Genomic DNA, 13,413 nt, shown 5'->3' on the forward strand with positions numbered 1-13,413 from the left:
GCATTTGGTTTTGATATTTTAATTAAAGTTATTGACTTAAGAAAATTTTAGAATTATGAGTTGGAATCAAATAATTGACCCTTTTAACAACATTGCAATTTCTGCATTTATATCGGTTTTACCAATAATATTTATTTTTTGGGCACTCATTATAAAAAAAATGAAAGGCTACAAAGCTAGCTTGATTGCTATGGTTTTTGCAATTGCTATTGCTGTCCTAATTTATGGAATGCCTTTAGAACTTGCTTTAATATCAAGTACAAGTGGAACTTTGTATGGGATGTTTCCAATCTGTTGGATTGTAATTACTGCCGTATTCTTATTTAATATGACTGTTGAAAGCGGCCAGTTTGAGGTTATAAAACACTTTATGGCATCTATTACGTCAGACCGTAGATTGCAAGCTATATTAATAGCCTTCTCTTTTGGTTCATTTCTTGAAGGAATGGCTGGTTTTGGGGCGCCTGTAGCCATAACAGCAGCTATGTTAGTTGGATTAGGGTTCAATCCACTATATGCGGCTGGTATTTGTCTCATTGCAAATACGGCTCCAGTTGCTTTTGGATCAATTGGAATACCGATAACAGTGGCATCAAAAGTTTCAGAGATTCCAGAAATGATTATTTCGCAAATGGTAGGAAGAACGCTGCCTATCATATCATTAATAATTCCGTTTTATCTGGTCGTTATTATGTCCGGATTTAAAAAGGCAGTTGAGGTTTTACCCGCAATTTTGGTATCTGGTATTTCATTCGCATTATTGCAATTCTTGACTTCTAATTTTATAGGGCCAGAACTTCCTGATATTATAGCAGGTGTAGGATCTATTGTTAGTTTAGTGATATTTTTAAAATATTGGAAACCAAAATCAATATGGAGGTTTTCAGATGAAGCATTACCAGATGAGAAAAGAAAAGTTTTTTATTCTAAACTTGAATTGATGAAGGCTTGGTCACCATTTATTCTCCTAACAGTAGTAATTATATTTTGGGGATTGTTACCAGTAAAAAAGGTACTTGATTTTATAGGAATGGTTGAGTTTAAGATTCCTGGGCTTCATGAAAAAATTATAGATATTAATGGAAATGGGATACCACATATTTTTAAATTTAATTCTTTATCGGCCGCAGGTACTGGAATATTCATGGCGGCACTATTAGCCATTCCCCTAATTGGGTTGAGTTATAAATCGGCTGCAAAAATATTCTTTTCAACGATAAAACAGTTGAAATTTGCAATTATTACTATTGCGACTATTATGGGCTTCGCTTATATTGTTAATGATTCTGGAATGACAACAACGATGGCAGAAACATTAGCAAAAACAGGCTTTTTATTTCCTTTTTTCGCTCCTATTCTTGGTTGGTTAGGTGTGTTTATAACAGGTTCTGATACGTCTTCAAATGCATTATTTGGCAAACTACAAGCAAATACAGCGACGTCAATTGGTGTAGATCCTGTTGTTACAGTTGCAGCAAATGTTTCAGGAGGTGTGGTTGGAAAAATGATTTCACCTCACTCGATTGCAGTTGCTGCCGCAGCCGGAGGACTTGTAGGAAGGGAATCAGACTTATTTAGGTTTACCTTAAAACATAGTTTTATCTTATTGATTTTTGTCTGCCTTATTGTATTGTCTCAAGCATATTTGTTTGATTGGATAGTGCCAAAATATGAACTAACGGATACAATTGTTGAAAAATTAAGTTCAGAATTAACAAATGGATATATATACTTGTGTGTTCTGGGTTTATTAGTTACTGCTTTTGTTTCTTATATTTTAATAAGTAATAAGTTAAATAATAAGAAAATAAAATATCCAAAAGATTAATTAAATATAAATATGAAAAAACTAAAAATTGTTGTTTTAGATGGCTATACTTTAAATCCGGGAGATTTAAATTGGGATAGTTTAAAAAAACTTGGAGATGTTACTATATATGATCGTACACCTTCTAATTTAATATTACAACGATGTGAAGGAGCAGATGTTCTTTTTACAAACAAAACAATATTAGATGAAATTACTTTGAACAATTTACCATCACTTAAATATATTGGAGTACTAGCTACAGGTTATAATGTGGTTAATACAGAAGTTGCCAAAAAAAACAATATTATGGTGACAAATGTACCTGGCTATGGAACAACTTCAGTTGTTCAAATGACATTTGCCTTATTACTGGAGTTATGTCATCATGTACAATATCATAGCGATTCTGTTATGAATGGTAAATGGAGTGCTTCGAATGATTGGTGCTATTGGGATTATCCGTTAGTTGAATTGGCAGGAAAAACTATGGGTATTATAGGTTTTGGAAATATTGGACAAAAGGTGGCTGATGTAGCAATGGCTTTTGGAATGAACATTTTGGTAGTAGATAAAAACAAAAGTGATCAATCAAAAGGAAATAATATTAGATGGGTGGAAAATCAAGAATTATTTGAAAAATCAGATGTTATTAGTATTCATTGTCCCTTATTTCCCGAAACCAAAGGTTTGATAAATAAAGAGAATTTAAGAAAAATGAAAAAATCCGCATTTATTATAAATACTTCTAGAGGGCCTATCATTATTGATCGAGATTTGGCTGAGGCCCTAATAAATGGCACTATAGCTGGTGCTGCAATAGATGTTCTTTCTGTGGAACCACCTGAAGCGAACAATCCTCTGTACAACGCTCCAAATTGTATTATAACACCCCATATTGCTTGGGCCACAAAAGAAGCAAGAGCCAGATTAATGGTAATAGCTATCAATAACCTTTCTGCATTTATTAAAGGTGAACAAATAAACAGGATAAATTAAAGAATGAAATTAAGATTAATTATAAAAGTGAAGTTCTTTGCTTTTTGTGCCATTTGGTTAACCGTTGTTTCTTGTAATTCAGAATCATATAATATAAATGTAGATTGGAGAGTAACAGGTGGGAGTAATAATAAAATAAACTATTCGGGTTTAAGTCAAGTAGATACCAGTAATGTTAAAAATCTTGAAGTAGCTTGGGTTTATAATACTAAGGATGCAGAACCCAACAGTCAAATACAAGTAAATACAATAGTAGCTGATGGTATATTGTATGGTGTTTCCCCAAGATTAAAATTATTCGCTCTTGATTCTGCAACAGGAACAGAAAAATGGGTTTTTGATCCTTTTGAAAAAAATGAAGAAAGAGTAAATGAAGTAGGGATTAATAGTTGCAGAGGAGTTGCTCTTTATGAAGGTAAAGAAGGAAAAAAGCTGATTTTTTATACTGTAGGACACTATTTGTATTGTATTGATATTTTTACTGGAAAGCCTAGTGTAGCATTTGGACTTAATGGAAAAATTGATTTACGGAATGATTTAGGTAGGGATGTGTCAAAATCATATGTTACTTATACATCACCAGGAATTATCTACAAAGATTTAATAATAGTTGGTTTATCAACTTCAGAAGATTCTTATGCAGCTCCAGGTCACATAAGAGCTTATAATGTTTTTTCAGGTAGGTTAAAATGGATTTTTCATACCATACCTTATCCAGGAGAGGAAGGCTATGAAACTTGGGATAATCCAGAAGCCTATAAGTATGTAGGTGGAGCTAATGTATGGGCTGGTTTTAGTTTGGATGAAGAAAGAGGAATGGTGTTTGCTCCAACTGGATCAGCTACAGATGATTGGTATGGAGGAAAACGACTTGGTGATAATTTGTTTTCAAATTCTATACTTGCTCTAGATGCAGCCACAGGTAAATTAATATGGCATTATCAAACTATTCATCATGATGTTTGGGACCGAGACCTACCTGCCGCTCCAGCATTAGTAACTGTTATTAAAAATGGTAAAAAGATAGATGCTGTTGCTCAAGTTACAAAAACAGGTTTTTTATTTGTACTTAATAGAGAGACAGGGAAACCCATATATCCGATTGAAGAAAGAGAAGTACCTAGGGAGTCAGAATTATTTGGAGAGCGTTTGTCACCAACACAGCCGTATCCTACATTTTATAAGCCACTTATTCGTCAGTCATTCACTGAATCAGATTTAAATAATATTGTTCCTAATTCATCATATCAGGATATTAAAGAAAGGTTTGCTTCTTTAAATACAGGTCATTTGTTTATGCCACCTTCTAAAAAACCAACAATAGTTTTTCCAGGTATGACAGGCGGGGCAGAATGGGGAGGGCCAGCTTTTGATCCAGAAACTGAAATATTATATATCAACAATAATGAAATTCCAAGGATATTGGAAATGGTAAACGTAAAAAGAATAGATAGAGGTTTGAAAATGAGTAATTTAGATATGGGAAAAAAAATATATTCTAAAAATTGTATAGCATGTCATGGCCCTGATCTAAAAGGAAGCGGTGATTTTCCTTCATTATTGAACCTAAATAATAGGTTAGATGAAACCTCATTTATTAATATTTTATCTAATGGTCAAAGAATGATGCCTTCCTTTAATCATTTAAGTCAAAATGAAAAAGTGGCTCTTGCTACCTATCTATTAGATATAAAATCAAAGCAAAAGATAGAATTTATTGATGTAAAAGCAGAGGATGAATCTTATCATCAAATTCCTTTCTCTTCCTCATCTGGAAGACCTTCTAAATTTGAAACCAAAGAAGGGTATCCTGCTGTATCTCCTCCATGGGGTACTCTTACAGCCGTTAATCTCAATACTGGAGAATTTGAGTGGAAAATACCATTAGGAGATTATCCTGAATTAAAAGCAAAAGGTATACATTCTGGAACTGAAAATTTTGGAGGTCCCGTTGTTACTTCTGGTGGACTCCTATTTATCGCAGCTACGAGAGATGAGAAATTTAGAGCCTTTAATAAAAGGACGGGTGAGTTATTATGGGAGACAGACCTCCCTGCAGCTGGCTTTGCAACCCCAACCATTTATGAATCCAACGGTAAACAATTTATAGTCATTGCTTGTGGAGGGGGTAAGGTAAAGACAAAATCAGGAGACAGTTTGATAGCCTTTTCATTACCCAATGCAAATTAAAAAGATTATGAAATAAGTTTAAAAAATATTAATTATGAAACGAAAAGAATTTATTTCTACGTCACTATTGGGTGTAGTTGGATTATCATCAGGGCAAAATTTTTTTACTAAAATCAAAGCACCATTTGAAAAATCATCCATTAGTAATTTGCAATTAGGGAAATTAGACGAAGAAAAAATGAAAATTTGTATTTTTTCAAAGCAACTTCAATGGCTTAATTATCAGGATATGGCATATGCAGTTGCCGAAATGGGTTACGATGGAATTGATTTAACTGTACGTGATAATGGACATGTTTTACCAGAAAGAGTTGAGGAAGACCTTCCTAAGGCCGTTGATGCTGCAAAAAGTGCTGGTATAGAAATTATGATGATAAGTACTGATATAATTAATGCTAATGAACCTAAGGCAGAAAGAATATTAAAAACGGCAGCAGGACTTGGAATACATCATTTGAGAACAAATGGTCTTAACTACCAACCAGATTTGGACATTCCTTGTAATATTGAAAAAATTAAACAGGATTTTATAGGGCTTTCTGAAATTAATAAAAAGTATGGAGTGCGAAGTGATTATTTGAACCACTCAGGTGAAGGTTTTGGTTCATCTTTATGGGATCTATGGTTGACTTTAAAGGATTTAAATCATGAATATATTGGAAGTCAATATGATATTAAACATGCTACAATATCTGGAGCACATTCATGGCCAACAAGCTTTAAATTAATTCATAAGTATGTAAGAACTATGGTTGTAAGAGATTTTAGATGGGAGAAAATAGGTAATAAATGGGAAGTAATTCCTGTTGCTATAGGTGAGGGGATGGTTGATTTTGATAACTATTTCAAATTAGTTAAGAAGTATGAAATTAAAGGGCCCATTTCTGTAATGTGTGATTATAATTTAGGTGGAGCCGAAAATGGATCAAAATCTTTAATGATTCCTGAAAAAGATGTTTTAGACGCTATGAGAAAGGATTTACTTAGCTTGAAAAGTAAACTGGAGTTAGCTGGAATACGATAGTAATCAAAAATATTATAATTATAAAGTAAATTGAAATGAGACATTATTTTTTTTTAGTTATTTATTTATCCTTTATATTAATCATGTTGAATAGTTGCAAATCATTAAATAGTAAAAATACATTTGATGTGATTAAACTAAAAGGGAAAAAAAATTCAGATGTAATTCATTGGGATGTTATTACAATTGGTAATTTATCACGAAACAGGTATTGGGGAGAAAGTGAAGAGCGTTCACTTCACTCGGTTATTTGCACTACAACTATTATTAGATTAAAAGATTACACTATTATAGTGGATCCTTCCCTTAAGGATAGTACTGAGATGGCTAAAGAATTAATGCGTCGTACAGGTCTTGCCCCTGATGATATTGATGTTGTCTTTGTTACACATGAACATGGAGATCATCACGCAGGAATATTAAATTTTCCTAAAGCACGATGGCTTGCAAATCCAATTGCTGCTGAAATAATTAATAAGGAAAACAATTATATTAAAAAAGTTGAGCCAGCCGGGACTAAGATATTTGATTGTATAGATGTTGTTACAGCTCCAGGGCATACTCCAGGAACAAGCGGACTGCGATTTGATTTTAAAGGTTTGTCCATTTTTGTTGCAGGTGATGCAGTGGCAACAAAAGATTTTTGGGATGAAAACAGAATGTATTTTAAAGCTCTTGATACAGAAGAATCGCTAAGAACATATGAAAAAATTGCAGGTATGTCTGACATTGTTGTACCGGGTCATGATAATTATTTTTTCTGTGGGTTTTAATACTCATAATGATATTTATATTCAATAAAGATTTATCAATAGAAATTTAATAATATTAAAATGAAAAAAATATTTCTAAATATTATGATTTTGTTCTTATGTTGTATTAAAGTATTGTCTCAAAGTAATGTTTTAGAAATTAACTCAAATGATTCAATTGAAACAAATCAGAAAGGGGAACTTTTATACAACGGATTAATATTGCCAGTCAAATGGCCACCTAATAATATTGATCGTTCAAGAAGACCTATAGAAATCCCATATTTAATCAATAAACCTGCAGTAATTTTCATAGATGTTGGTAGACAATTATTCGTTGATGATTTCCTAATAGAGAAAACCTCATTGAATAAGGTTTATCATTTGGCTGAAAAAATAAACCAAAACCCCATTTTTAAACCTGAGACAAAAATTGAGTTGAATCAGGGCAATATTCCGGTAGCGGCACCATTTAATGATGGTTTGTGGTATGATTCTAAACAGAAACTTTTTAAATTATGGTATCATGCTGGTTGGTTTAGTGGAACGGGTTATGCTACGAGCAATGACGGGATTAATTGGAAGAGGCCAGAATTGGATGTTGTGAAAGGTACAAACCTTGTATTAAAGATTCGTGATGGATATAGAAGGGATGGCTCTACCATTTGGTTGGATCACGAGACTACTGATGAACAAAGTAGATTTAAAATGTTTTTGTTTAATAGGTTTCCAGAGGGGCAAGATGGAGAATTATATAATTCAAGGGACGGAATTCATTGGGACTTGTTAGGGAATACTTCTGAACTTGGTGATAATAGTGGTTTTTTTTATAATCCTTTTCGAAAAAAATGGGTGTTCAGTATAAGGTCATATTGGCAAGATCAACGTGTTAGAAGTTATTATGAATCTGATGAGTTTTACAGTGCATCACAGTGGGAAAACAAAGCAAAAACAGAACAAAAACCTGTATTTTGGCTAAAAGTAGATTCACTTGATGTGGCTAATCCCATTATTAAAGATCCAACTCAATTTTATGACGCGGATGTTGTTGCCTATGAAAGTATTATGCTTGGTCTATTTGGGATACATAGAGGGCCAAATAACCAAATAGCCGAGTTTGGTGGTTTTCCCAAAATTACTGATATGAGTTTGGGATATAGCCGCGATGGATTCCACTTTTCACGCCCAGATAGACGTTCTTTTATTGGATCTACTCTTAAAATTGGTGATTGGGATAGAGGGTATATACATGCTGTTGGAGGAGGATGTCTAGTAGTAGGGGATAAACTATATTTTTATTATAGTGCATGGTCTGGCATATCTCCCAAATTAAAAAATGACATGTATGCAGGAGGAAGTATGGGGTTAGCCATTTTAAGGAGAGATGGTTTCGTGTCGCTAAATGCCGATGAAGAATGGGGAACTTTAATTACCAGACCTGTTATTTTCAATGGCGATTATATGTTTGTAAATGTTGATTCAAAAGAAGGAGAATTGCAGGTAGAAATTTTGAATGAAGATTATGAGCCTTTTAAACCTTTTTTAAGAGAAAGCTGCAAAATTATTTCTGTGGATAGTACTATACAAGAAGTTAATTGGGAGAGAGTAAAAGATCTGGGGGCTCTAAAAGGTAAAAAGGTTAGATTTAAATTTTATCTTAAAAAAGGAAGTTTGTATTCTTTTTGGGTAACTCCGGATAAATTAGGAGCTAGTTATGGTTTTGTTGCTGCAGGTGGTCCAGGACTTATAGGCAATAAAGATACAAAAGGGAAAAGAGCATATAAGGTTCAAGTCAAATAACAAAAAAATAAAATATCATTATGAATATTCTAATTTCTCCAAATGCTTTCAAAAACAGTGTTGATGCTAAATCCGTTGCACTTTTAATTCAGGAAGGTTTAATTCTAAGCAAGTTGGATTGTACGTGTGAATGCTATCCTATAGCAGATGGAGGAGATGGAACTTGTGATCTTATAATGGATAAGCTAAGTGGTAAATATGTAGAAAGCATAGTTAGAAACCCTTTAGGAAAAAAAACGAAAGCAACCTTTGGTTTAATTAACATGGGTAATACCGCAGTAATTGAGATGTCAAATGCATCTGGTATGAAATTATTGAAACCTGACGAGTTAAACCCATTGATTGCTAATTCTTTTGGAACAGGTGAACAGATGATATTGGCTTTGGATAAAGGAGTCAAAAAAATTATTATAGGAATGGGAGGTTCAGCAACAGTTGATGGGGGCACTGGGATTTTAAGTGCACTTGGTGTTAGATTTTTAAACAAAAGCGGTGAAAATTTACATAATTTACCTAAGGATTTACCAGACTTGGATTGTATTGATATATCAGGACTCGATAAAAGAATTTTGGATTGTGAGTTAGTGGTACTTTGTGATGTCGATAATAAACTATTAGGGGAATATGGTTCTGCAAAAGTTTTTGGACCACAAAAAGGAGCTACTCCTAACAATGTAAAAAAATTAGATGATTGTTTGTTACAGTTATCAAAAGTTATAATTAAAAATTTTGGACTTGATATTTCAGAAATTAAGTTTGGTGGAACTGCTGGTGGAGCAGCGGCTGGATTATATGCATTATTAAATGCTAAATTAGTAAATGGGATTGATTATTTTTTGGAACTTACAGGATATGATGGAGCTTTAGAAAAGTGTGATTTAGTTATTACGGGCGAAGGAAGTATAGATGAACAAACGCTTCAAGGAAAAGGACCTTTTGGTGTGGCAAAAAGAGCCAAAAGTAGAGGGATTCCAGTAATTGGGTTAGCAGGAAAAGTGCCTTTACAAATTACTGAAGAGTTACACCAATACTTTGACGTGTTAATACCAATAAGTCATGAACCCTTAGATCTTGCAAAAGCCTTTGACTTTGCTACCCATAATATAAAACGAACTGCTTTTGAGATTGGTAATTTGTTAAATATAAATAATTAGCACCCCTTATTTTTTACTGTTGTTCAAAATTTTTCAAAGAACTTCGCGATAAAAATTTCTCATACACAAAAAATTAATAATATTCATACATTAACAAAACAGTAACATACCTATGCTTGCTCTCTATTTTCTTTGCTCAAGCTCAATTTAAAATAACAGGATTAGTAATAGATAATGATCTAAATACTCCAATAAAAAAAGCCAAAATATTTGATATTGATTCTAAAAATGAAACATTCATAGATGCTTCGGGTAAGTTAAGTATCCTTACCTTCGGCGACTTGGAAATCTCTGATAAAGGTTATAAAATCAAATACATTGAGGTCAATAAAGACGAAGATTTCGTAATAACACTAACTCCTAGTATTTATGAATTGGAAGAAGTAATTATAAATGGGTTGACTATACCAATAAAACAGAAATATGCAACAAATGCTATATCATTAGTAAGTGCAGTGGATTTAAATAGAGGAAACCTAATGGAATTGCATCCAATACTGAACAGGGTTTCCGGGTTTTTATGGAGTCAGGAACTTTAAGCACAAATAAGATTATGATAAGAGGTATTGGAGCAAGAAACTTGTTTGGAACCGCAAATATAAGAACTTACTTTGGGGATATCCCATTGACAGATGGAAACGGGGAGTCTTCCATTGAAGATTTGGAACTTAGTAGCTTATCAAGAATTGAGGTTTTTAAAGGGCCTTCTTCTAGTACTTATGGAGTAGGATTAGGTGGGACAATTTTATTACAGCCAGAATACACCGATTATAAGTCTGCAAACAGTATTATATCTATAAGCGCTGGAAGTTTTGGAAGACTTGTGGTTAAAACTGCAATTGGAGGAGAGAAATTTGGAGTAAACCTAATTTATGGCAATAACCATACAGATGGTTATAGAAATAACAATGAATATAATAGACACACCCTAACTATAATCTCTAGTATTTATGGAGGAGAAAATGACAGCTTCTCATTAATAGGAAGTTATGTTAATTTAAAAGCTGGTATTCTTAGTTCTTTAGACAGGAAGGGTTTTTAGGATAATCCTAGACAAGCCGCCTTTACGTGGGATAGATCAAAAGGTTCCTTATATACACTAAGAGTCAAAGACCTATTGGTTTCCAGGAGGACTATTGACGATAAATTTTTTGCAATAAATGCAGGAAGAACAAATCATAATGGAATTGAAGTTGATCTTGACTATACCTTTTTTGAAACAGATAAAATCAAACTAATTTCTGTTATAAGTGCTACCAAAAACGATTTTAAATTCAAAGAGTTTGTAGATTTTGATTATGATTATTCTGGAAATGATCTTACTGGTGTTCCTTCAGAGGTCATTAATTTTGGACTGGATATAATTGTAGACAGAGGTCTTTATGGAAATATTAATTTTCAGGAGGTAGCAAGGATACCAGCAAACGATGCTAATACCACATTTAGCGATAATTATGAATTGCTCTACAGCAAGATTGGTTTTAAAAATAATTTTGGAAAATATTTATCCTACGATTTGTTTTTTGGAATGAATAACATGCTTAATACTAAATACGCTTCCCAACTTCAAATTAATGCCCGTGGTTTTGGAAGTACTGCTCCTAGATATTTTTATCCTGGTCTTCCTTTCAATGTATATGTAGGAATTAATATCAATTATAATGTTTTTTAATCGGAATAAATCCTCAAGGGGTCTCTGCTCAACCTCTCCAGGTTTTACATGGAAATTGTCATTCCCGTGAACTCCTATAACTCTAGTTCAATGAAATACCTATATGGACTGCCTCGAGGATAGTTGGTTTCAAAAAATTATTTATTTCTCAATATTTTGCAGATCCAAAGGATGAAATAATCGGTATTTTAATGTAGCTAAAGCGCGATACTGAGTTTGATTGTATAGGTTGGAAACTCATACAACTTGGTCGATGCTGTAAAGAAATTTGGCAGAGCTTGCAATGACCTGTATTCAAGAGCCGTATCTAAAATCAGACAGCCCATGGAAGCCTTGTTCAGTTGGCTTATTGAGAAATCAGATATACAGAAAACAAGTAAGGTTAGGTCTACAAAGGGTTTGACGCTCCATGTAAATGGAAGGTTGATCGCTACTTTTATAGCCCTAATTTTTTAACCCTTGATTCGCATTATTCAATCAATAATGACATTTTTACTTTGTAAATTATAATTTGTTCTTGCCATATTATTATTATTAATTCAAGGGAACTAATTTAAAAATTCCGCCAGACCAATTTTTTGAACCATCAACTGCAACATATATAAAACCATCATTTCCCATTTTCACATTCCTTATCCTGCCTATATTTCTTAAAAGAATTTCATCTTCACCTATAATTTTATTAGTCCTTATCTTAGAGTGATTTAAATATCTGAACCTTAAAGAACCTGATAAAAGACCTCCTTCCCAGTTTTTGTATTTATCTCCAGTAACAAAAGCAATTCCACTTGGCGCAATAGAAGGAGTCCAATATTTAACAGGTTGTTCCATCCCATCTTTTTTTGTTAGGTTACTAATAATTTTACCGTCATAATTGATACCATAGGTTATAATGGGCCAACCATAGTTTTTACCTTTTCTTATAATATTTATTTCATCACCACCTCTGGGACCATGTTCATTCACCCATATTTCTCCTGTTCTTGGATTTAGTGTCATACCCTGAGGGTTTCTATGCCCATAAGAATAAATTGATGGAATAGAGCCAGTTTGATTAACAAATGGATTATCTTGTGGAATACTTCCATCATCATTTATTCTGTGTATTTTTCCCAAGAAGTTACTCAAGCTTTGTGGATTTTCTTTTTCGTTTCCACGTTCACCAACAGAAATGTACAACTTCCCGTCATTACCGAATTGCAATCTAGAACCAAAATGATGCCGGGTTCTTGAGAAAGGTAATGCGACAAAAATATTTTGTTGATCAATTAAATTATTTCCAACAAGTTTAGCTTTCATGACCGCTGTAGTAGCCAAAGTAATACTGTCGGTTTTTTTAAAAATGGCATAAGAAAGATAAATTATATGGTTGTCTGAAAAATCAGGGTGCAATGTAATATCCAATAAGCCTCCTTGACCTTCTGCAACTACATCTGGTACTCCATCAATATTTATTAAAGTTTTATTTGATTTTAATTTATAAAGTTTTCCAGCCCGTTCAGTGATTAACATTTCATTGTTTGGAAGAAAAGCCATCCCCCATGGGACTTTAATACCCTTAGCAATGGTATCCAATTGGATTTTTTGCGATTCTGAAATAAAAATATTTGATTTTACTTCAACGTCTTTAAAATCAAGCTTTTTAATGATTTCAATTCCATTCATTATGTATTCTGCAAGTTCATTGAAGTCATCTTCTGAAAAGGCTGACTTAAAGCTAGGCATTCCTGCGTCCGCATATCCATTTTTTATAGATTCTATTAGACTATCCTTGCTTTTTCCATATTTCCATTTTCTATCAACAAAAGTTTCTATTCTTTCTCCATGACAACCAGAGCAAGTATTTTCAAAAATAACTTTAGCATTTTTATGTTTATTTTCATCGAGTTCTATATGGGGGGGTTGGTTGTTACTTTTGTTTGTATTGCAACTGGTTATGTTTGAAAACAAAATTGGGATTAATAAGATTATTTGATAACTCGTTTTATTCATAAAATAAAGATTTTTATTTTTAA

General features: G+C 33.0%; 11 protein-coding genes. 10 read left to right on the forward strand and 1 reads right to left on the reverse strand.

The annotated features are described in order from the left end of the window. The first annotated feature begins 55 nt into the window (after positions 1-55). The 10 genes from CSW08_RS08385 (at position 56) to CSW08_RS08430 (ending at position 11,398) form a co-directional block, all read left to right on the forward strand. On the forward strand, positions 56-1,828 hold the full coding sequence (locus CSW08_RS08385) for an L-lactate permease (protein WP_106659443.1): 1,773 nt from the start codon (positions 56-58) through the stop codon (positions 1,826-1,828). 12 nt (positions 1,829-1,840) lie between these two features. Continuing rightward, on the forward strand, positions 1,841-2,806 hold the full coding sequence (locus tag CSW08_RS08390; protein ID WP_106659444.1) for a D-2-hydroxyacid dehydrogenase: 966 nt from the start codon (positions 1,841-1,843) through the stop codon (positions 2,804-2,806). A 3-nt stretch (positions 2,807-2,809) separates the two neighbouring features. Beyond that, positions 2,810-4,996 (forward strand): outer membrane protein assembly factor BamB family protein, encoded by a 2,187-nt coding sequence (locus CSW08_RS08395; RefSeq protein ID WP_106659445.1) that lies wholly within the window; start codon positions 2,810-2,812, stop codon positions 4,994-4,996. Positions 4,997-5,030: 34 nt separating this feature from the next. Then, a complete protein-coding gene (locus tag CSW08_RS08400; RefSeq protein WP_106659446.1) occupies positions 5,031-6,020 on the forward strand; it encodes a sugar phosphate isomerase/epimerase family protein in 990 nt (329 codons plus the stop codon). 35 nt (positions 6,021-6,055) lie between these two features. Next, positions 6,056-6,793, forward strand: coding sequence for an MBL fold metallo-hydrolase (locus CSW08_RS08405; RefSeq protein WP_106659447.1), 738 nt, complete (start codon positions 6,056-6,058; stop codon positions 6,791-6,793). A gap of 60 nt (positions 6,794-6,853) precedes the next feature. After that, positions 6,854-8,572 carry a hypothetical protein gene (locus CSW08_RS08410; protein WP_203226860.1) on the forward strand — a complete coding sequence of 573 codons (1,719 nt, stop codon included), beginning with the start codon at positions 6,854-6,856 and terminating at the stop codon, positions 8,570-8,572. 20 nt (positions 8,573-8,592) lie between these two features. Then, on the forward strand, positions 8,593-9,726 hold the full coding sequence (locus CSW08_RS08415; RefSeq protein WP_106659448.1) for a glycerate kinase: 1,134 nt from the start codon (positions 8,593-8,595) through the stop codon (positions 9,724-9,726). A 116-nt stretch (positions 9,727-9,842) separates the two neighbouring features. Beyond that, positions 9,843-10,265, forward strand: coding sequence for a peptidase associated/transthyretin-like domain-containing protein (locus CSW08_RS08420; RefSeq protein ID WP_106659449.1), 423 nt, complete (start codon positions 9,843-9,845; stop codon positions 10,263-10,265). Then, the gene (locus CSW08_RS08425) at positions 10,247-10,768 is read left to right on the forward strand and encodes a TonB-dependent receptor plug domain-containing protein (protein WP_106659450.1); all 522 of its coding nucleotides are present in this window, start codon (positions 10,247-10,249) and stop codon (positions 10,766-10,768) included. The genes CSW08_RS08420 and CSW08_RS08425 overlap by 19 nt, the downstream gene beginning before the upstream one ends. 75 nt (positions 10,769-10,843) lie before the next feature. Continuing rightward, complete coding sequence (locus CSW08_RS08430) at positions 10,844-11,398, forward strand: porin family protein (protein WP_106659451.1); 555 nt, start codon at positions 10,844-10,846, stop codon at positions 11,396-11,398. Positions 11,399-11,932: 534 nt separating this feature from the next. On the opposite strand, the gene CSW08_RS08440 is transcribed toward CSW08_RS08430, so the two are convergent. Then, positions 11,933-13,390: a PQQ-dependent sugar dehydrogenase gene (locus CSW08_RS08440; RefSeq protein ID WP_106659452.1), complete on the reverse strand. Its 1,458-nt coding sequence runs from the start codon at positions 13,388-13,390 to the stop codon at positions 11,933-11,935. Between the last annotated feature and the right edge of the window lie 23 nt (positions 13,391-13,413).

This window comes from Confluentibacter flavum (genome assembly GCF_002843175.1).
Taxonomy (GTDB): Bacteria; Bacteroidota; Bacteroidia; order Flavobacteriales; family Flavobacteriaceae; genus Confluentibacter; species Confluentibacter flavum.